Source organism: Klebsiella electrica (assembly GCF_006711645.1).
GTDB lineage: Bacteria > Pseudomonadota > Gammaproteobacteria > Enterobacterales > Enterobacteriaceae > Klebsiella > Klebsiella electrica.
This window is the reverse complement of the sequence record NZ_CP041247.1, coordinates 3,860,864-3,885,625: the sequence shown is the minus strand read 5'-3', so window position 1 is coordinate 3,885,625 and position 24,762 is coordinate 3,860,864. Positions and strand designations below refer to the sequence as shown.

Below are 24,762 nucleotides of genomic sequence, written 5' to 3'. Positions count from 1 at the left end.
AGGGAACGCAGATGAACGTGACGAGGAAACAACAGCGGGTGATTCAGCGCGCGCTGGACGAATGGCAGGCCGCGGGGGCGTTGAGCCACGCGGAAAGCCAGCGGCTGGCGGCCACCTTACGGGTGAGCGCCTTTGACTGGCAGCGTCTGAGCCGCTACGCCTTCTGGACGGCGTTGGCCTGCCTGCTGATTGCGCTGGGCAGCCTGTTCGCCGATAGCGAACTGATCGCCTGGTTGACGGATCTGTTCAGCGACTCGGCGCTGGCGCGAATTGCGCTACCGGCGGCGGTGGCGCTGGTTTGCTACCTCTGGGGATTTCGCCGTCAGCGGCGGGCCTCGCGCTGGCACTACAGTACCGAGGCGATTCTGTTTGTCGGCGTGGTATTTACCGCGCTGGCGCTGTGGCAACTTGGCGTGCGGCTGGATGACGGCAGCGGCCATATTGCGCCGCTGTTTCTGGCCGGCTGCGCTATCTATGGCGCTATCGGCCTGGCGGCCCGTTCCGGGCTGGTGTGGCTGTTCTTCCTGCTGGCGCTGGGCAACTGGTTCGGCGCACAAACCGGCTATGTGTCGGGGTGGGGGGCCTACTGGCTGGGCATGAATTATCCGGTTCGTTTTGTGCTGTTCGGCGGCGCGCTGCTGGCACTCTGTTTTATGCTGCAAAAGTGGCTGCTTCAGCGCCGGCTGTTTACCGTCAGTAAGGCCATGGGGCTGACGTATCTGTTTATCGCGCTATGGATTCTGTCGATTTTTGGCTATCGGGATCCCGATGCCTGGTACGGCATATCACCGATGCAGCAGCTACCGTGGGCGCTGCTATTCGGCGTCGCGGCGGGCGTCTGTATTTATATCAGTCTGAAAACGGATGACGGGATGCTGCGCGGCTTTGGTCTGACCTTCCTGGCTATCAATCTCTATACGCGTTTCTTCGAGTTTTTCTGGGACGGGATGCACAAGGTGGTGTTCTTCGTGATCCTGGCCGTCTCGCTGGCGGTGATTGGCCGCTATGCCGAAAGAATCTGGCACGCCGGCGAGCGGCGTGCGCGGGAAGATTAAATCTCGGTGATGGTCGTTGCCTGCGGCAGGCGCGACTTCGGCAGCGTGGCGTTGAAATCTTCCACGCTGTGGTGGCCGACCGGTACGATAACAAGACTGGTAAAGCCTTGCGCGGTCAGGCCAAATTCGGCGTCAAGAATCGCGGCGTCGAACCCTTCAACCGGCACGGCGTCCAGTCCCATCGCCGCGACGCCGAGCAGGAAGTTGCCGACGTTGAGGTAAACCTGTTTCGCCATCCAGTGGTTGTCGTCCTGCAGATCCTTACGGTGGATATCGGCAAAGAAAACGCGGCCTTTGTGGTTGGCGGCTTTAGCTTCCGGAGTGGCGAAGCGTCCGTCGACGTCTTCCTGGTCCACCACGCGCTCCAGCCAGGCGTCGTCCATGGCGGTTTTGGCGCAGAACACCACGACATGAGAAGCATCAAGAATTTTACGTTCGTTGAAAACATAGGTGCCGCTGGCGGCTTTCGCCACCCGCGCTTTCCCTTCATCCGTGCTGGCAACGATAAAGTGCCACGGCTGGGAGTTAGTGCTCGACGGGCTGTATTGCAGCAGCGTTTTCAGGTTTTTGGCTTCTTCGGCAGTCAGTTTTTTTGTGGCATCGAAGGCTTTCGTGGAGTGACGCTTTAAGGCGACGGAGACGATATCCATAACTCTTCCTCAGGGTTTATGCTCAAGATAATTCGAGTTTACAGCCCCTTATGGGGCGTTTAGTGGGAGAAGAGTACAGCGAAGACGGGGAAATGATAAGAGACAAAAATGCGATAACACTTATCGTGTTAGCCTGAAAATCCCGCCGGACGTAGCCGCAGCCGATCTTTTTTCGCCAGTTTATTCACCACCTGATTCCAGGAATCATCGATCAGTTCGGCCAGCAGACTCTCGCTGATATCCTCGCCGGGAACGACGGTAATCCAGTGTTTTTTGTTCATGTGATATCCTGGCTCAATACTGCGATAAATCTCCCGATTGAGCAGCGCTTTCTGCGGTTCGGCTTTCAGATTCACCAGCGCGCGACCGCGAAGGGTCATGGTGAGCATAAAAATGCGCCCGCCAACTTTGAACACGTCATACTCCGGGCCGAACGGCCAGCAGTGTTCGGTAAACGGGTAGGCGAGCGCAATCCGGTGGGCGCAGGCGTGCAGCGAAGCGCGGTCCATCAGGCGTCGTTCTCGTGAAGCGCCAGCCACATGGTCTCAAAACCGAGGGCGATCAGTTCGCGGGCGCGCTGCGGATCGTGGCTGGCAAATTCGGTGGTGGTTTCCGCCAGCGCCAGAAACAGGGCGTCGCCAAAGGCGCTGTAGGCGTCGCTCAGAAACACCGGCTTGACCGACAGCTGGCACATTTCGTTGAGCTCGGGGAACATCTCTCTCACCCGGGTTCGGGTTTCATCGGTGATGCGCTCGCTGAGCGCCACCCGGCGAATCGCCTTGTGCTCCATCGGGTGGCGCATACTCCAGTCGATATAGCCGTCCCAGATATTACGGGCGTTCTCTTTCGGTCGTTTTTCGTTTGGCGTCAGCCCGGCAACCATCGCTTTAACTAACCCGGACTTGAGCGAGAGGTACAGCTCGTTGAGTAACTCATCCTTGGTGGCGAAATAGCGGAACAGCGTCCCCTCGGCAACGCCGGCGCTGCGCGCAATGGCCGACGTTGAGGCGGCGACACCCGACTGGGCAAAGGCGACCGTGGCGGCCTCCAGCAACGCTTGTTTTTTATCTTCACTCTTAGGACGAGCCACTACATTTTACCTCACGCGAAATCAAACCCCGATCTAAACATGCCATGTCATGGCGCTGCAACGGTCGATGTTAAAAAAATGAAAATCGTCTTGACGACTTTCATATTCATCCTAATAATGAGTGTGTACTCACTCATAATCAAGTTATATCACCAAACTCTCATCATAGGGAGTTTCATCTGGTCAGGTTATGAACCGTGTCACTTTCAGCGTGGTCGCCATTATGCTATTAGCCTCAGCAACAGCTTTGCCGTTTGTCTTAAATGCCGGGTTTGGCCGGGCGCCGCAGGGCGCGCAGCTCAGTCTGGTGGAACAGTCGCCGCACTATCGCGATGGTCAGTTTCATAATCAGCTCCCCACGCCGGGATTCACCGGGCAGAAAAATATGCTGTCCGCCTGGTGGTCGTTTCTGGTGACTAAACGTGAAAACGCCCGTCCCGCGCAGCCGTTGCCGCTGGTCAATACCGATCTCGCCAGCCTGCCTCTCGGGCAGGATACGATGGTGTGGCTCGGCCACTCCTCCTGGTATTTGCAGCTGGCGGGGAAACGCATCCTGATAGACCCGGTCTTCAGCGACTATGCCGCCCCATTCTCATTTATTAATAAAGCTTTCCCGGGTGACTATCCGTGGCGTGCGGAGGGTATGCCGGAGATAGACCTGCTGATCATTTCGCACGACCACTACGACCATCTGGATTACGCCACCATCAAAGCGCTGATGCCCAAAATTAAGCGAGTGGTGACGCCGCTGGGCGTCGGGTCGCATCTGCGTTTCTGGGGCATGGAGAGCGCCATCATCAGCGAAGCGGACTGGAATCAGGCGCTGCCGGTCAGCGACGAGCTCACCGTGCATGTGCTGCCGGCCCGTCATTTCTCCGGTCGTGGGCTCAAGCGTAATCAGACGCTGTGGGCCAGCTTTATGTTCGTCACCCCGCAGCAGAAAATTTACTACAGCGGCGATAGCGGTTACGGCCCGCACTTCAAGGCCATCGGCGAACAGTTTGGTTCCGTGGATCTGGCGATTATGGAGAACGGTCAGTACGACCAGGACTGGAAATACATTCATATGATGCCTGACGAAACCGCCCTGGCCGCCGACGATCTCCGCGCCCGCGCGGTGTTGCCGGGGCATGCGGGGCGCTTTGTGCTGGCGAAACACAGCTGGGACGATCCCTATAAGCAGCTGGCTGCGGTCAGCCAGCAAAGACCGTGGCGGTTGTTAACGCCGATGCTTGGCGAGCCGGTTTGGGTTGCCGATAAGACGCAATCATTTACTACCTGGTGGCAATAAATACTGCTTCGATTCAAGAGGAGAGGACTTATGACTATTTCCGCTCAGGTGATTGAGACTATCGTCGGGTGGATTGATGATAATTTGCATCAACCGCTGCGTATTGATGATATTGCTCGTCACTCTGGTTATTCGAAATGGCATCTGCAACGACTCTTTTTGCAGTACAAAGGGGAGAGTCTGGGGCGCTATATCCGCGAACGTAAACTGCGGCTGGCGGCGCGCGATCTGCGCGACACCGATCAGCGGGTTTACGATATCTGTCTGAAATACGGCTTTGATTCACAGCAGACCTTTACCCGCATTTTTACCCGCACCTTTCATCAGCCGCCGGGCGCCTACCGTAAAGAGAACCACAATCGCGCTCACTGAAGCGCATCCGCCGGGGGAAACCGGCGGATGCTCTTTCTATGGTTTATAGTCCAGGCCGCCGAGGACGGTGTGCGCCAGTTGAGCGGTCCTCAAGCTGGTTATCAATGGCGAACTCGTCGGTTTGCCGCTCCTCATGCTGAGCGCGGCGCGCTATCCGCTACGTTTCTGGCTCCAGGCGGGCCGCTTTGAGACCTCGGGAGCTGACGGCGGGAATGCGTGACTTTACCGGGTTAGCGCTCAAGGGAAAACCAGCGGCGCCAGACCCAACGCAGCACCACATATTCTATCGCGCCCAGCGCTAAGAACCACAGGCAAAAGAGCAGGGTATAGAGCTGGTTGAGATCCATCAGATGGAAGGTATCGACCAGTTTTTGCGCCAGCGTTAACCCAAGGGACGGCGCTGGCAGCAGTAAACAAGAGAGCAGGGCCAATACTAAAATGCCTGCGGCAGCGATCAGCGTTTCGAGCGGATGTTTCATTACTTGTTAATCATCAGTTAAAAAACATATTGTCCGGTAAAATGACAGGCAACGCAATATACTTTCCTGAGTGATTATTTTACGTCATTATTCGTAGCGCTAATATTATATTTTTATTTCTCCTGTTAATATTTTTCGCGTTGTTTGTAATTAAATTAATTACACCTTAATGTCAATTAACGTCATTATTAAAGCGTATACTTTACAAAAGTATAGGTGCTATATCCCACCGCTGTGGCAATAATAATAGCCAGCAGGATGTACAGCGCCAGGCGGCGTCCGCGGTAGATTCCAAACATAATTGACCTCGTTTAATATATGTTTATTAATATTCTGTAATAGTTGTTTAAGGAATTAACTTATCATGAATTTTAAATTTTGCGAGGGGGTGTAAATTGTCCTGGATCAAATTTTACCTCGCTACATAAAATTATATTCGTTCATTGGCCAGAAATGATTTCAGGCTTTCCGAATGACGGAATTTATAAGGAAAATTTATTTTGACCAGAATGATTCATCCCCATAATACTCCCCCTGCCGGGGACACGGCATCGCAGCCCGCTTACCAGCAGAGCGTTGATCGGGTGTTGACGCAGAACAAAAGCCGCGCCGAGGGATTACGCTCCGCCGAAGCCGCGGAGCGCCTGGCCTCCTTTGGCCCTAATGCGCTACCGGAAAAGAAAAGCAAGCCGGCCTGGCTGCGTTTCCTCGCCCACTTTAACGATGTGCTGATTTTCGTCCTGCTGGCCGCGGCGGCGCTGACGGCGGTGATGGGGCACTGGGTCGATACCCTGGTTATCCTCGGCGTCACGGTCATTAACGCCCTGATTGGCCACGTGCAGGAGAGCAACGCCGAAAAATCGCTGCAGGGGATCCGCAACATGCTCTCCAGCAACGCGCGGGTACAGCGCAACGGTAAACACGAAACCCTGCCCACCCGCGAGCTGGTGCCGGGGGATATCGTTATTCTGCGGGCGGGCGACCGCGTTCCAGCGGATATGCGTCTTATCGAAACCCACAACCTGCGCGTGGAAGAGGCGATCCTGACCGGCGAATCAACGGTGGTGGATAAAATCACCGATGCGCTGCAAGGCGAGCTGCCGCTGGGCGACCGCACCAATATGGTGTTTTCCGGTACGACCATCAGCGCCGGCGGTGGCGTCGGCGTGGTGACGGCGACCGGGCAGGAGACGGAACTTGGGCACATCAACCAGATGATGGCCGGTATCGAGAAGCATCGCACGCCGCTGCTGGTGCAGATGGATAAGCTGGGGAAAGCGATTTTCGTCATTATCCTCGCCATGATGGTGGCGCTGTTCGTCTTCAGCCTGGCCCTGCGTGATATCCCGATGGGGGAGCTGCTGCTCTCGCTGATTAGCCTGGCCGTTGCGGCGGTCCCGGAAGGGCTGCCGGCGATTATCTCGATCATTCTCTCCCTCGGGGTGCAGGCGATGGCGCGCAAACACGCCATTATTCGCAAGCTCCCGACGGTAGAAACGCTGGGCGCGATGACCGTAGTCTGTTCGGATAAAACCGGTACGCTGACCATGAACGAAATGACGGTCAAAGCGATTATCACTGCCGACTGCTGCTACCGGGTTGAGGGCGACAGCTACGAGCCGCAGGGCAATATCTATCTGGAAGGCAGCGATGAGCCGGTACAGATTCATGCCGGAAGCGTGCTGGAAACGTATCTGCGTACCATTGACCTGTGCAACGACAGCCAGCTGGTGCAGGACGCGCGCGGCCTGTGGGGCATTACCGGCGGACCGACCGAAGGGGCGTTAAAAGTGCTGGCGGCGAAGGCAAAACTGCCGCCGGTTGAGACGCAGCTGATAGCCAAAATTCCGTTTGATTCACAGTATAAGTACATGGCGACGCAGCAGAAAATCGACAATGTTGAGCGCGTGCTGCTCACCGGCGCGCCGGATGTGATTTTCGCGCTGTGCCGCGAGCAGATGACAAAGCAGGGCACGGTTCCGTTCGAGCGCCAGTACTGGGAGGAGGAGATCTCGCGCTTCGCCAGTCAGGGGCTGCGCATGGTCGCCGCCGCCTGTAAACCGGCGCAGGCCGGCAGCACGACGCTGACCCATGACGATCTGCGTGAAGGCCTGGTGTTCCTCGGCATTGCCGGAATGATGGATCCGCCGCGTCCGGAGGCCATTGAGGCGATTCACGCCTGCCAGACCGCAGGGATCCGCGTGAAAATGATCACCGGCGATCACCCGCAAACGGCAATGAGCATCGGCCAGATGCTGGGGATCACCAACAGCCACCAGGCGATGACCGGCTATCAACTGGAGCACATGGACGATGGCGAACTGGCGAAGGCCGCCGTGGAGTACGACATTTTTGCCCGTACCAGCCCGGAGCATAAGCTGCGCCTGGTCAAAGCGCTACAGGATACCGGCGAAGTCGTCGGCATGACCGGCGATGGCGTGAACGATGCCCCGGCGCTCCGCCAGGCCGACGTCGGTATTGCGATGGGGATCAAGGGCACCGAAGTGACCAAAGAGGCGGCCGACATGGTGCTGACGGACGACAACTTCGCCACCATTGCCAGCTCGGTGAAAGAGGGGCGTCGCGTCTACGACAACCTGAAGAAAACGATTCTGTTTATTATGCCCACCAACCTGGCGCAGGGGCTGCTGATTATTATCGCCCTGCTGGCGGGGAACATTATTCCGCTGACGCCGGTGTTGATTCTGTGGATGAACATGGCGACCTCCGCCACGCTCTCTTTCGGTCTCGCTTTCGAAGCCGCGGAGCGCAACGTGATGAACCGTCCGCCGCGGAAAACCGGCCAGCACGTCATGGATGGCTTCGCCATCTGGCGCGTCGCCTTCGTCGGCACCATGATTGCCGTCGCCGCCTTTATTCTTGAGGCCTGGCTGACGCCGCGCGGCCATAGCGCCGAGTTTATCCGCACCGTGCTGTTGCAGATGCTGGTGACCGCGCAGTGGGTGTACATGATTAACTGCCGTCGCAGCGAGGGCTTCTCATTAAATACCGGCCTGCTGCGCAACAAAGGCATCTGGCTGGTCAGCGGCGTGCTGCTGCTCCTGCAGCTGGCGATTATCTACCTGCCGTTTATGCAGACCATGTTTGGCACCGAGTCGCTGCCGCTGCGCTACTGGTTTATCACCCTGGCGATTGCCATCGTGATGTTCCTGGTGGTGGAAGTCGAGAAGCGGCTGACCCGTCCGTTCCGTAAAACCGCCTGATCCGCCCGTCGTCCCTCTCCGTTCAGGGGAGGGACGCTGCGCCGCCAGTAAGGAATCCCGATGACAAACTATTCCCCGGTGGCGCTACGCTTACCGGGGCTACAGGGTCATGTAGTCAGGTAGCCCGGATAAGGCGCTTGCGCCGCCATCCGGGAGGTTTACCGCTGGTGTCCGGTCATATTCCCCGGTGGCGCTGCGCTGACCGGGGCTACAGGGCGTGCGCTCGGGTAGCCCGGATAAGGCGCTCGCGCCGCTATCCGGGTGGTTTCCCGCCGGTGCCCGGAAATATTCCCCGGTGGCGCTGCGCTGACCGGGGCTACAGGGTCGTGTGGTCGGGTCGCCCGGATAAGGCGCTTGCGCCGCTATCCGGGTGGTTTCCCGCAGGTGTCCGGAAATATTCCCCGGTGGCGCTGCGCTTACCGGGGCTACAGGGCGTGCGGTCGGGTAGCCCGGATAAGGCGCTCGCGCCGCCATCCGGGTGGTTTCCCGCTGGTGCCCGGAAATATTCCCCGGTGGCGCTACGCTTACCGGGGCTACAGGGTCATGTAGTCAGGTAGCCCGGATAAGGCGCACGCGCCGCCATCCAGGTGGTTTCCCGCAGGTGTCCGGAAATATTCCCCGGTGGCGCTGCGCTGACCGGGGCTACGGGGGCGTGCGCTCGGGTAGCCCGGAAAAGGCGCTCGCGCCGCCATCCGGGTGGTTTCCCGCAGGTGTCGGGAAATATTCCCCGGTGGCGCTACGCTTACCGGGGCTACAGGGGAGTGCAGTCGGGTAGCCCGGATAAGGCGCTTGCGCCGCTATCCGGGAGGTTTCCCGCAGGTGTCCGGAAATATTCCCCGGTGGCGCTGCGCTGACCGGGGCTACAGGGTCATGTAGTCAGGTAGCCCGAATAAGGCGCTTGCGCCGCCATCCGGGAGGTTTCCCGCAGGTGTCCGGAAATATTCCCCGGTGGCGCTGCGCTGACCGGGGCTACGGGGGCGTGCGGTCGGGTAGCCCGGATAAGGCGCTCGCGCCGCCATCCGGGTGGTTTCCCGCTGGTGCCCGGAAATATTCCCCGGTGGCGCTGCGCTGACCGGGGCTACGGGGACGACTTGCTCTCCACCGCGATCATGGTCACGAACGGGTGATACTGCCACGGCACGCTGCCGCCTTTCCGGTACATCTTTGAAATGGTGCCGTCGAGATAGAGCATCTGCCGTACGTTGAGCTTTGACTGCGCGTAGCAGGCGAAATCGTAGAAGTTGGTTTCGCGATCGCTGAGCATAAAAATCACCTGGCCCTGCCGGGTGATACCGACGCCGTTGCGCAGCTTACGTGAGCTGGCGGATGGCTTCAGGCGCCAGTTTATTGTGCCGTTTTCAATCAGCATCGGGCCGGACTGCACCGCGTAGGCGATCGTCGACGATGGCTTAAATTTATCGATGCTGACGATCCCCGCCTTCTGCCCCTGCAGATAAAACACCCCGCCGGGACGGATAAAAAAGTTGCCGCCGCCGGAAGCGCGGTTAAGCGGAGCCTCCTGCACGCCCTTGTCGATATACAGCCCCAGCGGCGCGTAGTTCTTCGCGTAAATCCCGCCGTTCATCGCCATCTGCACGCGCCCGTCCCGATCGATATCCGCCAGCAGCGCACGCAGCGAACCGAAGGCCTCGCCATCCGCGTTTTTCCAGTACATCGCGATGCGCTCGCGCTGTGGATTGACGGTATAGCTTTGTAGCGTCAGCGACGGGTCGGTGAGAGTGCATTTCCCGCTGGCCTGCGCGGCGAGGGGAAGCAGCAGCGCTGGCAGCAGCGGCAGGAGGCGCAAAGTCATGAGAACGTTCCAGGTATGCCGCAGGAAGACGCGGGGCGGCGAAATCAATATTGGCCGCAGTATACCTTTTTGCCGGGCTATGACGCCCAGATTTCGCAGTGTTTTTGTACCAGGCCGATCAGCGAGCCGCCGCCGGCGACAAACTCACGCATCTGCCGGGCTTCGCTCTTCTCCTGCCGCAGCTGGCGCCCGATCGCCTCAAGGGCGCTGGCGGCATTGAGCGTATCGGCGTAGGACATGAGGCGAGGGATCAGCTGTAAAATCTCCTCGCCAAGCTGGCGTTGCTCGCCGCTGTGAACATCGGTATTGATGCCCTCCAGTCCGTAGCGACAGGCCTGGTAGCGGTTAAAAGGGTACAGCAGGTAGTCATCGGGATGGTGTTTAAACGGCCTCTCCGCCAGCAGCCAGCAGGCGAGGGTCTGGATGAATCCGGCGATATTGATCGCCTGCGCGACAGTGAGCGGGGTATCCATCACCCGCACTTCGACGGTGCCAAAACGCGGGCTGGGGCGAATATCCCAGTGCAGATCCTTCATACTGTCGATCATGCCGGTATAGCTGAGGCGCCGGAACAGGCGGGTAAACTCCTGCCAGCTATTGACCCACGGCATGGGCCCGTTGTCAGGATAAGCGGCGAACAAATTGAGGCGCGAACAGGCAAAACCGCTGTCGGCGCCGTCGAGCCACGGGGAGGCCGCATTCAGCGCAATGCAATGCGGGACGAAGCGCGACAGACCATGCAAAAGATAAAGCGCATCATCGCCGTTCTGGCAACCAACATGGACGTGTTGACCGAATATCGTCGACTGCTGCGCCAGGTAGCCGAAGTGCTCCACGGTTTTCAGATAGCGCGGATTATCGCTGATTTGCTGGCGCTGCCAGGTCTGGAAAGGATGGGTGCCGCCGCCGCAGATGTGCAGATGGTGCCGGGCGGCAGCGCGTAAAACCGCCTGCTGGATGGCGCCCAGCTGCATCGCCGCCTGGTGGATATCACGACAGACCCCGGTGGCGATTTCCAGCATGCTTTCGGTGATGTCATGTTTCGCCTCGCCGACGCTGAGGCCGCTCTTCACGTCATCGATAAGCAGCGAGGAGTCCTGGCTCAGGTCGTATCCTGGCGGATTGACCACCTGCAGCTCCAGTTCAATCCCCAGGCTGAAGGGGTCGGAGCGGTGAAAGTCGGGTAGTGGCATGGTGACTCCCTGGTTAGCGCGATAAACGAAGTATAGATGGGATCGACCCGGGCTGATAATTGCGCGGAAATGATGAATTTATTTAATAAAAAGTGACGCTACGTTATTATTACCGGGCTTTGCAGTGGGGCGATAAATTGCCTGGTGCAATTCTGCAACTTATTTCACTCTGGTGGTGCGTAAAGATAAGGGTTGTTTATTTTTTCAATTTAAATCATTTAGATATAATAGGTTGCTCTTATTTTATAAGCGCTTTCACACTTATTTTTCGCACGGATAAACTGGTATGCATCTTGCCTGTTAAATAACGACTTTATTTAACAGGGACAATGTGATGCTAAATAACACCGTACTTTTGCGCAAACGTCATCTCGCCGTCGCGGTGAGCGGCGCGCTGGCGCTCTTTGCCTCCCTGCAGGCCAGTGCTTCCACGCTGCGGATCGCCATGACCGCCGCCGATATCCCCCTGACGCTGGGGCAGCCCGATCAGGGGTATGAAGGCAACCGCTTCACCGGTATCCCGCTGTACGATGCGCTGGTCGAGTGGGATCTTTCACAGGGCGAAAAGCCCAGCGGCCTGGTTCCGGGCCTGGCGACGGAGTGGCACGTTGACCCGCAGAATCAAAATCGCTGGATTTTTACCCTCCGTCCCGGAGTGAAGTTTCATGATGGCAGCGAGATGAACGCCGACGCTATCGTCTGGAACGTCGATAAGGTGCTGAACAAAGCCGCGCCGCAGTATGCGCCGGGGCAGATTGGCAATACGCTGTCGCGTATGCCGACGCTGAGCGGCGCGGAAAAAATCGATCAATATACGGTCGCGCTCACCACCTCCGAGCCGGATGCGCTGCTGCCGTACAACATCACCAACCTGTTTATTGTCTCGCCGACGGCGTGGCAGAAACAGTATGACGCGGTCCCGGCCAGCATCGGCGATGCGGCGGCCCGCAGCAAGCAGGCGTGGACGGCGTTCGCCGCGCAGGCGGTGGGCAGCGGTCCGTTTAAAATGGAAAAACTGGTTCCGCGCCAGCAGCTGATTCTCGATAAAAACCCGGATTACTGGAATAAAGCTCGCATTCCACGCGTCGATAAAGTGGTGCTGATCCCGCTGCCGGAGGCCAATGCCCGTACCGCCGCGCTGCTGTCAAAACAGGTGGACTGGATTGAAGCCCCGGCGCCGGATTCGGTCGATCAGATTAAGGCCCAGGGTTTTAAAATCTACGCCAACACCCAGCCGCACCTGTGGCCGTGGCAGTTCTCCTTTGCCGAAGGCTCGCCGTGGAAAGATATCCGCGTGCGCAAAGCCGCCAACCTGTGCCTTAACCGCGCCGAACTCAAAAGCTATCTCGGCGGCTACATGACCGAAGCGACCGGCGTCTATGAAGCCGACAGTCCGTGGCACGGCAAACCCACTTTCCAGATCAAATACGACCCGGACAGCGCCCGCAAGCTGATGACCGAGGCCGGATTTAGCGCCGCGAAACCGCTGCATGTCACGGTGGCGACTTCCGCTTCCGGCTCCGGGCAGATGCAGCCGCTGCCGATGAATGAATACATCCAGCAAAGCCTGAAAAGCTGCTTCTTCAATGTCGATATCAAAGTGACGGAATGGAACACCCTGTTTACCAACTGGCGTCTGGGGGCGAAAGATCCGTCGGCGAAGGGGGTAGATGCGATCAACGTCAGCGCGGCGGTCAACGATCCTTATTTCGGCCTGATCCGCTTCTCGACCGCCAAAGCTTTCCCGCCGGTCGCCACCAACTGGGGCTACTTCACAACGCCGGAGACGGAAAGGCTGGCGATGGCGGTGAAGCACGCTTTTACCCCGGCAGAGATGGATAAAGCGGCTGGGGAACTGCATGCGGCGCTGGTCGATCAGGTGCCGTTCCTGTTTGTCGCCCATGATGTCGGGCCACGGGCCATCTCGCCTGCGGTGACCGGCGTGGTGCAGCCGCAGAGCTGGTTTATCGATCTCAGTCTGGTGAGCAAAAAAGAGTAACCGCACAGGGGGCACAGATGATCAATACGCTGCTATATCGCATTCTGCTGGCCATCCCGACGATGCTCGGAGTGGCGCTGATCTGTTTTATGCTGGTACAGATTGCCCCGGGCGATCCGCTGGTCTCGGTAATGCCGCCGGACGCCTCCGAAGCGCTGCGCCAGACATTAATGCAGGCCTATGGCTTTGATAAACCGCTGCCTTTGCAGTTCGTGCACTGGCTATGGCGGGCGCTGCATGGCGATTTAGGCATGTCGGTGGCGACCGGGCGGCCGGTGCTTGGCGAAGTGCTGACGGCGGTCAGCTATTCGCTGCGACTGGCGTTGCTGGCAACCCTTATCGGCTTTGTGCTGGGTAGCCTGTTTGGTTTTGTCGCCGGTTACTTTCGCAACAGCATCGTTGATCGCCTGGCGTCGCTGCTGTCGGTTTTCGGCGTCAGCGTGCCGCATTACTGGCTGGGCATGCTGCTGGTCATCGTCTTCAGCGTCAAATTTTCCCTGCTGCCGGCCACCGGCGGCGGACCGATTGGCGAGATTGGCTGGCAGTGGGACCGGGAGCATCTGCAGTTCATGCTGCTGCCGGCGATTACGCTGTCGGTGATCCCGACCGGGATTATCGCCCGCACCGTGCGTTCGCAGGTGGCGGACATTCTCAGCCAGGAGTTTATCGTCGGCCTGCGCGCCCGCGGGCTGAACGAATCGCGCATCTTCCTCCACGTGGTGAAAAACGCCGCGCCAACCGCGCTGGCGGTGATGGGGCTGCAGGTGGGGTATTTGATGGGCGGCTCGATTCTCGTTGAAACGGTCTTCTCCTGGCCGGGGACCGGCCTGTTGCTGAACACGGCGATTTTCCAACGCGACCTGCCGCTATTGCAGGGGACTATCTGGGTGCTGGCGCTGTTCTTTGTGCTGCTCAATCTGCTGGTGGATATCCTGCAAACCACCCTCGACCCGCGAATTAAGAGGAGCTGACTATGGTGGATACCGCGACGAAAATAGCGCCGGTTTCTCCGGTTGTGGCTGCCAGGCAGGGCTACTGGCGCGGCGTGTTTCGCCGCCTGCTGCGCGATCCCGGCGGCCTGATCGTCGGCGCCATCATTTTGCTGTTGTTGGCGCTGGCGCTGTTTGGCCCGTGGCTGATAGTGAAAGACCCTTATCAGACCTCGATGTTTTTACGCCTTAAACCTATCGGCAGCGACGGCTTTGTGCTGGGTTCTGATGAACTGGGGCGCGATATGCTGTCGCGCCTGATCCTCGGTGCCCGACTGTCGCTGTTTATGGGCATTGTGCCGGTGGTGTTGGCCTTTTTCATCGGCGGCGCCATCGGCATTATCGCCGGCTATGCGGGCGGTAAAACCAATACCCTGATTATGCGCACCGTCGATGTATTTTACGCTTTCCCTTCGGTGCTGCTGGCGATTGCGCTCTCCGGCGCGCTGGGGGCGGGGATTGGCAACGCGCTGCTGTCGCTGACGCTGGTGTTCGTGCCGCAGGTGGCGCGGATTGCGGAAAGCGTCACCGCCCAGGTCCGCCATATGGACTATATCGAGGCCGCCCGCGCTACCGGGGCCAGCGCCTTTACCATTATCCGCGTCCAGGTCCTCGGCAATGTGCTGGGACCGATTTTCGTCTTCTCCACCGGCCTGATTTCGGTGTGCATGATCCTCGCCTCCGGCCTCTCGTTTCTTGGCCTGGGCGTGCGCCCGCCGGAGCCGGAATGGGGGTTGATGCTCAATACCCTGCGCACGGCCATCTACACCCAGCCGTGGGTGGCGGCCCTGCCCGGACTGATGATTTTTATCACCTCTATTTCGTTCAATATCCTCGCCGACCGCCTGCGCACGGCAATGGCGATTAAGGAGTAACGATGCAACCTTTTATCAATATCGACCTTGGCGGCCCGGCTCAGCCGCTGCTGAAGGTCAATAATCTGTTGAAGTATTTTCGTGCCGGTGGCGCAAAAAGCCGTGAAGTGGTGCAGGCGGTGGATAACGTCAGCTTTACGGTGATGAAAGGTGAAACGCTGGGCGTGGTGGGGGAGTCCGGCTGCGGCAAATCGACGACGGCGCGCCTGTTGATGCAGTTGCTGAATCAAGACAGCGGCGAGCTGATCTTTGACGGCCTGGCGGTGGGGTCAACGCGCCTGCCGATGAAAGAGTATCGCCGTCAGGTACAGATGGTGTTTCAGGATAGCTATGCTTCGCTCAATCCGCGTATGACGATGGAGGAGAGTATCGCCTTCGGCCAGCGTGTACACGGAGTGAGCGCCAGAGAAGCCAGCGAATATGCCCGCTATCTGCTGGCCCATGTTGGCCTCGAACCCGAGCGTTTTGCCCACCGCTATCCGCATGCGCTCTCCGGCGGCCAGCGCCAGCGCGTCAACATTGCCCGCGCTCTGGCGATGAAGCCGCGGTTGGTTATCCTCGATGAGGCGGTGTCGGCGCTGGATAAGTCGGTAGAGGCGCAGGTACTGCAGCTGTTGCAGGAGCTAAAGCGCACCCTCGAACTGACCTATGTGTTTATCAGCCACGACCTGCACGTGGTGCGCTGGCTGTCGGATCGCATTCTGGTGATGTACCTTGGCGAGGTGGTGGAGATTGGGCCCGCGGAACAGCTGTTTACCGCCTCCGCTCATCCTTATACCCGCGCATTGCTCAGCTCGATGCCGTCAATGGACCCGCAAAACCGCACCCTGACCTCGCCGCTGAACGGCGATCCGCCGAGCCCAATATCACCGCCTTCGGGCTGTCGGTTTCACACCCGCTGCCCGCACGCCAGAGCGGTGTGCGCCGAGGTGAAACCAGCGCTCGAAAGCGTCGGCGAGGGGCATCAAAGCGCCTGCCTGATGGCCCAGCCATCGTCGCCCTGGCATCAGAACATCGCCATTCAGGAGGTCAGCCATGTCGCATGAGGCTTTTGTTCATATCCGCGATCTGCGGGTGGAGTTTCGCCGCGATGGTCAGACGGTGAATGCGGTTAACGGCGTCTCTTTTGATGTCCATAAAGGGGAAGTGATGGCGCTGATCGGGGAGTCGGGATCCGGTAAAAGCGTCACCCTGCGGGCGCTGATGCGCCTGCATCCGCCCACAAGCAGCATGCTCTCGGGGACGCTGCGCGTCGGCGATGAGGAGGTGCTGAAGATGAGCGCTTCCCGGCTGCGGGCCTATCGCGGCGCGCGTTGCGCGATGATTTTTCAGGAGCCGCTGCTGGCCTTTGATCCGGTGTATACCGTCGGCCAGCAGATCGTCGAAGGTCTGCGTCGTCATGAAGGGCTGTCGCGTCAGGCGGCGCGGGAACGGGCTCTGGAGGCGCTGCGCCAGGTGCGGATCCCCAGTCCGGAACGGCGGCTGGACGCCTACCCGCACGAAATGTCCGGCGGTATGCGCCAGCGGGCGATGATTGCTCTGGCGCTGTCGTGCAACCCGCAGCTGCTGCTGGCGGATGAGCCGACCACCGCGCTGGACGCCACGGTGCAGATCCAGATTCTGATCCTGCTGCGCGAGCAGCAAAAGCAGCGCGAACTGGCAATTATCTTTGTGACTCATGATATTGGCGCCGCGGTGGAGATAGCCGACCGGGTGGCGGTGATGTACGCCGGGCGGATCGTTGAAGAAGCCTCGATGACCGACATTTTGTCCCGTCCTCGCCATCCCTATACCCAGGTGCTGCTGGGGAGCCGCCCGAAAGACGGGTTGAAAAAAGGCGACGCGCTGCACTGCATCCCCGGTTCGCCGCCGGATCTTTCCCGCTTGCCGCCGGGCTGCGCGTTTGCCGAGCGTTGTCCGCATGCGAGACCCGTTTGTCGGCAAACTCAACCCGTGACCGAACAGGTTGACCCGCGTCATGTGGTGAGCTGTCATCGCTGGCGAGAGCTGACCCCGGCCGTTGAAAAACCGGTGCGCTATGCCTGAACGGTCGGCCTGAATAAAGGAGGTGATACCTGTGCAGGATGATAATCACGCATTTATGCCTTACCCGCCGCAGCCGGTCCCCCACGCCCTGAGCGGGCCGCTCAGCGGGATGACCTTTGCCGTCAAAGATCTGTTTGATGTTGCGGGCTATCCCACCGGCGGCGGCAATCCGCATGTACTGGCGCTCTCCGGCATTAAACGCCGTACCGCCCCGGTGGTGCAGATTCTGCTGGATAACGGCGCCCGTTTTATCGGTAAAACCCACACCAGCGAGCTGGCCTACTCGATGAGCGGCCACAATGTGCATTACGGCACGCCGCGCAACGGTGCCGCGCCGAACCATATTCCCGGCGGCTCGTCATCCGGGTCGGCGTCGGCGGTGTCGAACGGCGTGTGCGATTTTGCGCTGGGCACCGATACCGGCGGGTCGGTGCGCACCCCGGCAAGCTACTGCGGCTTGTTTGGCCTGCGCCCCACGCACGGGCGTATTTCGCTCGACGGCTGCCAGCCGCTGTGCGCCACGATGGACACCTGCGGTTTCTTCGCCCAAACGCCGGAGGTCTTTCGGGCGGTCGCTGATTGCCTGCTGGACGCGAAGCCTCCGGCGATTGCCGGTGCGGCGCTGGTATGCCATGAGGCCCTCTTTTCCCGCCTGCCGTTGCGTAGCCAGCAGGCACTGTTACCGGTCAGGCAGCGGCTTGCGCGCGTATTTGGCGCCATCGCGCCGCTGAACGCGCCGCTGCCGGATATCGACGAGATTTATCTCGCCTTTCGGCAGATTCAGGGATTCGAGGCCTGGCAGGCGCAGGGGGAGACGATAGAACGCTATGGCCTGCAGCTGGGGCCGGATGTGCGCGAACGCTTCTTATGGGGAAAAGCGGTGACGCCGGCACAGTACGAGGCCGCCTGCCAGCGGCGAGAGCACTTTACCCGCTGGTGGGATGCGCGGTTGGGCGACGCGATACTGGTTCTGCCCACCGTGCCCGACGGTGCGCCGCTGCTGACGGCGCAGGCCGAGGAGATTGAGACCATCCGGCGTCTTTCTCACGATTTATTGTTGATTTCGGTGATGACCCGGCGTCCGCAGGTGACGCTGCCGGTCGCTCAGGCCGGTGGTCTGCCGCTGGGCATCTCTTTTTTAGGGCCACGCGGCAGCGATCGTCTGCTGGTGGAGCTGGCCGTTGCATTCGCGCAAGGAGACAAAGATGAGCAGTGAGGTCCTTTTTACCCCGGTTGCAGAGATGGCGGGGTGGCGTATTAACGGTGAGCGGTTATGGGATTCATTGATGGCGCTGGCGGAAATCGGCGCGACGCCGAAGGGCGGCTGCTGTCGCCTGACGCTCACCGATCTCGACCGACAGGGACGGGATTTAGTCATCGGCTGGGCGCAAGAGGCGGGGATGAGCGTCACCGTTGATAGAATCGGTAACGTGTTTATGCGCCGGGAAGGGCGTAATCCGCTGCTGCCGCCGATTGTCTCCGGCAGCCATATTGATACTCAGCCTACCGGCGGGAAATTTGACGGCAACTACGGGGTGCTGGCGGCGCTGGAGGTGGTGCGTACGCTCAACGACCTCGATATTGAAACCGCAGCGCCGATTGAAGTGGTGTTCTGGACCAATGAAGAAGGTTCGCGTTTTGTGCCGGTGATGATGGGGTCCGGCGTTTTTGCCGGGGTATTCCCGCTGGATACAATCTATGCCGCGCAGGATGCGCAGGGAAAAACGGTGGGCGAGGAGCTGGCGCGTATCGGCTATATCGGCAACCAGACGCCCGGCGATCATCCGATCGGCGCCTACTTTGAAGCCCATATCGAGCAGGGGCCGATTCTTGAAGATGAGGAGAAAATCATCGGCGTGGTGCAGGGCGTATTAGGTATCCGCTGGTACGATTGCGTGGTGACGGGGCAGGCGTCTCATGCCGGGCCAACGCCGATGCGTCTGCGTCAGGATGCCTTGCAGGTGGCGACGCGAATTATGCAGGAGGTGGTGGCGATTGCCGGGCGTAGCAAAGAGGGGCGCGGCACCGTGGGGATGGTGCAGGTCTATCCCAACAGCCGCAACGTGGTGCCGGGCGAGGTGAGGTTCTCTATTGATATGCGTAATCTCAGCGACGCGGCGGTCGATGAGATGGACCGCCAGCTGCGGGATTTTATCGATCAGGTACAGCAGGAGAGCGGCCTGGCGGTGGCGTTGCAGGAGGTCAGCCATTACCCGGCGGCGCCGTTCCATGCGGATTGCCAGCAGGCCATTGCCGATGCGGCGGCGCGACTGGGCTATCCGGCGCGGGAGATAGTCTCCGGTGCCGGGCATGATGCGGTGTATATGAGCTATCTGGCGCCGACGGGGATGATTTTTATTCCCTGCAAAGACGGGATTAGCCATAACGAAATCGAGTACGCCTCTCCCGGGCATGTCGCTGCCGGCGCAAACGTGCTGCTGCAGGTGATGCTGCAATACGCGCAGGTGGTGTAACCGGGAGCCGGGCTACCCGCCCGCACGCCCTGTAGCCCCGGTAAGCGCAGCGCCACCGGGGGGATTTCCCCGAATGGCGGCGCGAGCGCCTTACCGGGGCTACCCGACTGCACGCCCTGTAGCCCCGGTAAGCGCAGCGCCACCGGGGGGATTTCCCCGGATGGCGGCGCGAGCGCCTTATCCGGGCTACCCGACTGCACGCCCTGTAGCCCCGGTAAGCGCAGCGCCACCGGGGGGCATTTCCCCGGATGGCGGCGCGAGCGCCTCATCCGGGCTACGGGATGCAGGATGCGCGGGTGGGCGATGACAGACTGCGTTTATCCCAGTTGCGCCAGCTGGCGGCACAGCACTTCGACGCCGGGCGCAATCGCATCAGGATTGATGGCGTGAAAGCCCATGCGGAAAAAATTTTCCGGCGGGTTGGCGTTGAGGAAATGCCGCGCGCCGGGTTCAATCAGCACCCCGGCATGGGCGGCGCGCCAGGTCAGTTGCTGGGTATTGATTTGCTCCGGCGTGGCCAGCCAGAAGGCGTTGGCATGCTCGCTGCCGGGGATGATCCGGCATTCCGGCAGATGTTGCTGCAAAGCGTTGTTGAGGCGGTCCCAGCGCTGGGCGGAGTCGTAGTGGTAGCGCCGGAGATGGGTTTCATAGTGCCCCTGGGCGAGAAAATGGGCCATCTGATACTGAATATTGGTGGGCGGATGGCGGTAAATCAGCCGCCGCAGTGCGCGGGCTTCATCAATCAGATCCGGGTCGGCCACCATAAATCCCAGCCGCAGGCCGGGAGACAGCGCCTTCGACAGGCTGCTGACGTAAATCACCCGCCCGCTGCGGTCGCTGGCTTTCAATGCCGGTAGCGGGTTGAGCATGAAATTACTTTCCGAGTCGTAATCATCTTCAATAATCACCGCATCGTGGCGGGCCGCATGTTCCAGCAACTGGCCGCGCCGCGCCTGGCTCATCGCCACCCCTGTCGGCACCTGATGGCCTGGAGTGACGTAGTAGTAATCGCAGGGGGCATCGTCGAGCACGATCCCTTCTTCGTCCACCGGGTGCGGCACGATATCGGCGTCCGCCAGCAGGAAGGTATTAATCGCCTCGCGGAAGCAGGGGTTCTCGACGCCGACCCGGGTCTTTGGCGACATCAGCAGGCGGGTGAGCAGGTACAGCGCGTTCTGCGAGCCGAGCGTAATCAGGATCTCATCCGCGGCGGCGACGATGCCGCGCTTGGGTAGCACCCGGGTGCGAATCTGCTCAATCAGCATTGGCACGTCCTGGTCGATATGATCGACGACCCAGGCCGGATCGCGCACACCGCCGTGTAGCCAGTTGGCCGCCGAACGCCAGGTGGTCAGCGGGAACTGGCGGGTATCCGGCTGGCCATAGATAAACGGGTAGCGGTAGTTCATCCAGCCAGCGGGTTTAAGAATCGACTCCTGCTGGCTGGGGGTGATTTGCAGCCGCGCGCCCCAGCGTGGTGCAGCGCGATCGTCATCCGGTGCACCCTGTACGGCAACTGTCCCGGCGGAATGTTGATAGTCGGGATGCAGATAGTACCCGCTGCGCGGGCGGCTGATGAGATACCCTTCGCTGACCAGACTCTCAAAAACCAGCGCCGTGGTATTGCGCGACACCCGCAGCTGGCTGGCCAGCTGACGACAGGAGGGCAGCGGCGTGTCGGCAGAAAAAATACCGCTCAGAATGGCGTTCACCAGCGTCTCCCGCACTTGTTCCTGTAAACCGCGACGTTGGTCGAACTCGACGTGCAAAAGGTGACGGATCATGCGGGGCTCCTCAGGTGAATACACTGTTTACCTTGCAGCAAATTCCATACCACCCTGAAAAAGACTGACACACAGACGCAGCGCAACTGGCTCTATCCGGAAAACAAAAACGCTCCCTACAGTAAAAACGCATTCATCAGTCGCGGACCGGAACTTCCGTCGGCACAAATTTTGCAAAACCTTTTCATGTTCGGGAATGAACACGTCTGGCGAATTAATTAGGGGTGGATTGATGAAAAAATCGTTGGCTTCAATGTGTCTGGGCGCCGTTATGGCAATGGCTTTCTCTTATCACGCAGCGGCAGCAGATCTCCCGGAAATTGAAAAATCCGGCACCCTGAAAGTCGCGACCGAAGATGATTACGCGCCGTTTAACTTTATGAGTAACGGCCAGGCCGATGGCTTTAACAAAGATATGCTGGAGGAGCTACGCAAGTATGCGAAATTCCACGTCGACCAGAGCATCCTGCCGTGGACCGGCCTGTTAGCGGCGGTCTCCACCGGTCAGTACGATATGGCGTTAACCGGCGCGGTGATTACCGACGACCGGCTTAAGGTGTTTGATTTCACGCCGCCGTGGGCCTCGGCGCAGCACTATTTTGTCAAGCGCGCCGGCGATAACTCGCTTAATACCATCGCCGATTTGAGCGGCAAAAAAGTGGGCCTGCAGGCGGGCAGCGCGCTGTTGGCGCGACTGCCTGAGCTGAAAGCGATGCTGGAAAAAACCGGCGGTAAACTCGGGCCGGTGGTGGAGTATCCCTCCTACCCGGAAGCCTACGCCGACCTTGCCAATAAGCGCCTCGATTACGTGATTAACGTGGTGATTTCGGTTAACGACCTGGCGAAAGCCAAACCGAAGGTCTTTGCCAAAGGGCTGGCGGTGTCCGGACCGGGCTACATGGCGTGGCCGATTCCGAAAAACTCGCCGCAGCTTTTGGCCTACATGACCAAATTTATCAATCATATGCGTGAAACCGGCAAGCTTGCCGAGCTGCAGAAAAAATGGTTTGGCGAAACCTACGATAACCTCCCGACAGAAGCGATTACCAGTCCGGAACAGTTCCACAAACTGGCTGGTTTGTAACATTTTGCGGCGGGTCACCGCCGCGTTTTAAATCCACAGGAGGGCCATATGGATGCAATTTCCTGGCAGTTATTGATTGAAGGCGCATGGACGACCCTCTGGATTTCGGCCATCGCCATCGTCTTTGGGGTGGTGATTGGCCTGCTGATCGCCCTGGTGCGGATGTTGCGTATCCCGATTGTTGATCAGCTGCTGGTGGTCTATATCAGCCTGGCGCGCGCCACGCCGCTGGTGACGCTGGTGCTGTTTCTGTTTCTCTCGCTGCCCACGGTGGGGATTAATCTTGATAAAAACGTCGCGGCAATCGTAGCGCTGACCCTCAATACCTCGGCTTTTAACGCTGAAATCTGGCGCAATGCGTTCCGCACCTTCCCGCGCGAGCAGCGCGAGGCGGCAGAATCCGTGGGGATGCGCCGCTGGACCTATTTTCGCTACATCATGCTGCCGCAAATGTGGATCGAAAGCCTGCCGGCGCTGGTGAACGAAATGTCTTTCCTGATTAAAGGCAGCCCGGCGATTGCGGTGATCGGCGTGGTCGATTTGACCCGCGTCACCAACCGTATCTCATCCGTCACCTATGAGCCCCTGTCGCCGATTCTCGCGGCGGGTCTGCTTTACGTCGTGATAATCGGTATGCTGCTGAAGCTACAGGGACTGGCGGAGCGTAAAGCAAAACGCCTGGCACGATAACAACAGGAGGATCTATGAATCAGTGGGCCATTATCTGGTCAGCGCGCGACAGCTTTATTGCTGGCCTGATCGCTACGCTTGAGCTCTTCATTCTGGCCGCCGTTGTGGGGTTAGCGATTGGCATTGTGCTGTGCTACGTCACCGAATATCAAAAGCGCTGGCTTAACCGCGTGATTATCGCGTTTGTCAGCCTGATGCGCGCGATTCCGTTCTTAATCCTCGCCTATCTGCTCTATTACGGCCTGCCGGAAGTGGGGATCAGTATGGACGCCTGGACCGCAGGTCTGGTGGCGCTGATGATTTACCACGGCGCCTATTTCTTTGAAATTCTGCGCAGCCAGCGCCGGGTCTTCTCCGCCGGATATATTGAGGCCGCGGTGGCGCAAGGTTTTTCACGCTATCAAATATACCGGCGGATTATTTTGCCGAATATTGTCTCGTCGTCGCTGCCGCTGTTTGGCAACCAGCTGATTATTTGCCTGAAGGATACCGCTTTTCTCAGCATTATCACCGTGCAGGAAATTACCGCCGCCGCCAACAGCGTGCAGGCGACCTGGTTCATCCCGTTTAACGCTTTTATCGTCGCGATTGCACTCTACTGGGCGATCAGCATTTTGCTGGAGTTGCTGATTAAGCGACTTAGCGCCCACGGAGCCAGAAGAGGATTGAGTCATGTCTGATACCACTGCAGTAAGCATTAAAAACGTCTCCAAACAGTTTGATAATATTGAAGTGCTGCGTGACATCAATCTGACCGTTGAAAAGGGGTCGGTGGTCAGCATCCTGGGGTCGTCTGGTTCCGGTAAATCGACGCTGCTGCGTTGCATGAACTGGCTGGAACAGCCGGACCGCGGGGAGATTCATATCGGCGGCCAGCGTCTGGGGATTGATGAACAGAACGGCAAAGCCATGTCCCACCGTCAGCTGTCGAAGATTCGTGAGCGGGTGGGGATGGTGTTCCAGAGCTTTAACCTGTGGCCGCACCTGACCGTGCAGCAGAACGTCAGCGAAGCGCTGCTCCACGTCAAAGGGATGAAACGCGATGAAGCGTCTGCCATAGCCATACAGCAGCTGGAAAAGGTCGGGATGGCGCACAAAGCCGACGCCTGGCCGATTACCCTCTCCGGCGGGCAGAAGCAGCGGGTGGCGATTGCCCGTTCGCTGGCGATGTCGCCGGAGGTGATTCTGTTTGACGAACCGACATCGGCACTGGATCCCGAGCTGGTCAACGAAGTGTTGGGGGTGATGAAGGCGCTGGCGGCGGAGGGCTACACCATGGTGGTGGTGACTCATGAGATGGACTTTGCCCGTCAGGTATCGGATGAAGTGGTGTTTCTCGAAAAAGGGTTGTTGATTGAGAAAGCCCCGCCGGAGAAATTTTTCACCAACCCGGACTCCGAACGCGTCCGCCAGTTTTTGCAGAGCAGCCGCTAATCAGCGGCGGGCCCAATCATCTGCAGCCGATCTCCCCGGTCGCGCTGCGCTTACCGGGGCTACGGGGCGTGCAGTCGGGTAGCCCGGATAAGGCGCTCACGCCGCCATCCGGGTGGTTTCCCGTCGGTGCCTGGAAATATCCCCCGGTGGCGCTAAGCTGACCGGGGCTACAGGGCGTGCAGTCGGGTAGCCCGACTAAGCGCAGCGCCACCGGGGAGGG

At 59.2% G+C, this 24,762-nt stretch carries 23 protein-coding genes; 15 read left to right on the top strand and 8 right to left on the bottom strand.

The features are described 5' to 3' along the window. Nucleotides 1-11: 11 nt before the first annotated feature. Nucleotides 12-1,055, top strand: coding sequence for a DUF2157 domain-containing protein (locus tag Electrica_RS18585; RefSeq protein WP_131047591.1), 1,044 nt, complete (start codon nucleotides 12-14; stop codon nucleotides 1,053-1,055). Here Electrica_RS18585 and nfsB read toward each other — a convergent pair. From nfsB to Electrica_RS18570, 3 genes are all read right to left on the bottom strand, one after another. Continuing rightward, nucleotides 1,052-1,705, bottom strand: a complete 654-nt coding sequence (gene nfsB / locus Electrica_RS18580) for an oxygen-insensitive NAD(P)H nitroreductase (RefSeq protein WP_100686155.1) — start codon at nucleotides 1,703-1,705, stop codon at nucleotides 1,052-1,054. The two genes, Electrica_RS18585 and nfsB, sit on opposite strands and share 4 nt — an antisense overlap. A gap of 128 nt (nucleotides 1,706-1,833) precedes the next feature. After that, nucleotides 1,834-2,214, bottom strand: coding sequence for an MmcQ/YjbR family DNA-binding protein (locus Electrica_RS18575; RefSeq protein WP_141965144.1), 381 nt, complete (start codon nucleotides 2,212-2,214; stop codon nucleotides 1,834-1,836). Further along, nucleotides 2,214-2,795, bottom strand: coding sequence for a TetR/AcrR family transcriptional regulator (locus Electrica_RS18570; protein ID WP_131047594.1), 582 nt, complete (start codon nucleotides 2,793-2,795; stop codon nucleotides 2,214-2,216). Before Electrica_RS18570 ends, Electrica_RS18575 begins: the two co-directional genes overlap by 1 nt. Before the next feature lie 190 nt (nucleotides 2,796-2,985). Here Electrica_RS18570 and Electrica_RS18565 point away from each other — a divergent pair, with 190 nt between their 5' ends. After that, nucleotides 2,986-4,086 (top strand): MBL fold metallo-hydrolase, encoded by a 1,101-nt coding sequence (locus tag Electrica_RS18565; protein ID WP_141965143.1) that lies wholly within the window; start codon nucleotides 2,986-2,988, stop codon nucleotides 4,084-4,086. 30 nt (nucleotides 4,087-4,116) lie between these two features. Continuing rightward, entirely contained in the window at nucleotides 4,117-4,458 is a 342-nt protein-coding gene (locus Electrica_RS18560; protein ID WP_004859189.1) for a RamA family antibiotic efflux transcriptional regulator, read from the top strand. A 230-nt stretch (nucleotides 4,459-4,688) separates the two neighbouring features. Here the strand turns inward: Electrica_RS18560 and Electrica_RS18555 are convergent, their stop codons facing one another. Then, nucleotides 4,689-4,937 (bottom strand): DUF1158 domain-containing protein, encoded by a 249-nt coding sequence (locus Electrica_RS18555; RefSeq protein ID WP_100686160.1) that lies wholly within the window; start codon nucleotides 4,935-4,937, stop codon nucleotides 4,689-4,691. A gap of 509 nt (nucleotides 4,938-5,446) precedes the next feature. Between Electrica_RS18555 and Electrica_RS18550 the strand changes: the two genes are divergently transcribed. Next, nucleotides 5,447-8,161 (top strand): cation-transporting P-type ATPase, encoded by a 2,715-nt coding sequence (locus tag Electrica_RS18550; protein WP_142255923.1) that lies wholly within the window; start codon nucleotides 5,447-5,449, stop codon nucleotides 8,159-8,161. A gap of 99 nt (nucleotides 8,162-8,260) precedes the next feature. Here the strand turns inward: Electrica_RS18550 and Electrica_RS18545 are convergent, their stop codons facing one another. The 3 genes from Electrica_RS18545 to Electrica_RS18535 form a co-directional block, all read right to left on the bottom strand. Next, the gene (locus tag Electrica_RS18545; RefSeq protein ID WP_141965142.1) at nucleotides 8,261-8,635 is read right to left on the bottom strand and encodes a hypothetical protein; all 375 of its coding nucleotides are present in this window, start codon (nucleotides 8,633-8,635) and stop codon (nucleotides 8,261-8,263) included. Nucleotides 8,636-9,239: 604 nt separating this feature from the next. Then, nucleotides 9,240-9,968, bottom strand: a complete 729-nt coding sequence (locus tag Electrica_RS18540) for a phosphodiester glycosidase family protein (protein WP_407081265.1) — start codon at nucleotides 9,966-9,968, stop codon at nucleotides 9,240-9,242. Nucleotides 9,969-10,051: 83 nt separating this feature from the next. Then, nucleotides 10,052-11,167: a YbdK family carboxylate-amine ligase gene (locus tag Electrica_RS18535; RefSeq protein ID WP_141965141.1), complete on the bottom strand. Its 1,116-nt coding sequence runs from the start codon at nucleotides 11,165-11,167 to the stop codon at nucleotides 10,052-10,054. Nucleotides 11,168-11,501: 334 nt separating this feature from the next. Here Electrica_RS18535 and Electrica_RS18530 point away from each other — a divergent pair, with 334 nt between their 5' ends. Genes Electrica_RS18530 through Electrica_RS18500 form a run of 7 tightly spaced genes read left to right on the top strand, consistent with a single transcriptional unit; the run spans nucleotide 11,502 to nucleotide 19,550 of the window. Continuing rightward, nucleotides 11,502-13,166, top strand: a complete 1,665-nt coding sequence (locus Electrica_RS18530) for an ABC transporter substrate-binding protein (RefSeq protein WP_141965140.1) — start codon at nucleotides 11,502-11,504, stop codon at nucleotides 13,164-13,166. Between the two features lie 17 nt (nucleotides 13,167-13,183). Next, the gene (locus Electrica_RS18525; protein ID WP_131047598.1) at nucleotides 13,184-14,137 is read left to right on the top strand and encodes an ABC transporter permease; all 954 of its coding nucleotides are present in this window, start codon (nucleotides 13,184-13,186) and stop codon (nucleotides 14,135-14,137) included. Between the two features lie 2 nt (nucleotides 14,138-14,139). Then, nucleotides 14,140-15,030 carry an ABC transporter permease gene (locus tag Electrica_RS18520; protein ID WP_131047599.1) on the top strand — a complete coding sequence of 297 codons (891 nt, stop codon included), beginning with the start codon at nucleotides 14,140-14,142 and terminating at the stop codon, nucleotides 15,028-15,030. 2 nt (nucleotides 15,031-15,032) lie between these two features. Next, a complete protein-coding gene (locus Electrica_RS18515; protein WP_141965139.1) occupies nucleotides 15,033-16,076 on the top strand; it encodes an ABC transporter ATP-binding protein in 1,044 nt (347 codons plus the stop codon). Continuing rightward, complete coding sequence (locus Electrica_RS18510; RefSeq protein ID WP_141965138.1) at nucleotides 16,066-17,076, top strand: ABC transporter ATP-binding protein; 1,011 nt, start codon at nucleotides 16,066-16,068, stop codon at nucleotides 17,074-17,076. Before Electrica_RS18515 ends, Electrica_RS18510 begins: the two co-directional genes overlap by 11 nt. A gap of 31 nt (nucleotides 17,077-17,107) precedes the next feature. After that, nucleotides 17,108-18,292 carry an amidase gene (locus tag Electrica_RS18505; protein ID WP_141965137.1) on the top strand — a complete coding sequence of 395 codons (1,185 nt, stop codon included), beginning with the start codon at nucleotides 17,108-17,110 and terminating at the stop codon, nucleotides 18,290-18,292. Continuing rightward, nucleotides 18,282-19,550, top strand: coding sequence for a Zn-dependent hydrolase (locus Electrica_RS18500; RefSeq protein ID WP_141965136.1), 1,269 nt, complete (start codon nucleotides 18,282-18,284; stop codon nucleotides 19,548-19,550). The genes Electrica_RS18505 and Electrica_RS18500 overlap by 11 nt, the downstream gene beginning before the upstream one ends. A 317-nt stretch (nucleotides 19,551-19,867) precedes the next feature. Here the strand turns inward: Electrica_RS18500 and pdxR are convergent, their stop codons facing one another. After that, nucleotides 19,868-21,334, bottom strand: a complete 1,467-nt coding sequence (pdxR, locus tag Electrica_RS18495; protein ID WP_141965135.1) for a MocR-like pyridoxine biosynthesis transcription factor PdxR — start codon at nucleotides 21,332-21,334, stop codon at nucleotides 19,868-19,870. Between the two features lie 232 nt (nucleotides 21,335-21,566). On the opposite strand from pdxR, the gene Electrica_RS18490 reads away from it, so the two are divergent. The 4 genes from Electrica_RS18490 to Electrica_RS18475 are packed head-to-tail and all read left to right on the top strand — an operon-like array spanning nucleotide 21,567 to nucleotide 24,542. Beyond that, the gene (locus Electrica_RS18490) at nucleotides 21,567-22,418 is read left to right on the top strand and encodes a transporter substrate-binding domain-containing protein (RefSeq protein WP_131047605.1); all 852 of its coding nucleotides are present in this window, start codon (nucleotides 21,567-21,569) and stop codon (nucleotides 22,416-22,418) included. A gap of 48 nt (nucleotides 22,419-22,466) precedes the next feature. Beyond that, entirely contained in the window at nucleotides 22,467-23,108 is a 642-nt protein-coding gene (locus Electrica_RS18485; protein ID WP_100686196.1) for an amino acid ABC transporter permease, read from the top strand. A gap of 14 nt (nucleotides 23,109-23,122) precedes the next feature. Beyond that, entirely contained in the window at nucleotides 23,123-23,788 is a 666-nt protein-coding gene (locus tag Electrica_RS18480; protein WP_141965134.1) for an amino acid ABC transporter permease, read from the top strand. Next, the gene (locus Electrica_RS18475) at nucleotides 23,781-24,542 is read left to right on the top strand and encodes an amino acid ABC transporter ATP-binding protein (RefSeq protein ID WP_131047607.1); all 762 of its coding nucleotides are present in this window, start codon (nucleotides 23,781-23,783) and stop codon (nucleotides 24,540-24,542) included. The genes Electrica_RS18480 and Electrica_RS18475 overlap by 8 nt, the downstream gene beginning before the upstream one ends. The last annotated feature ends 220 nt before the right edge of the window (nucleotides 24,543-24,762 follow it).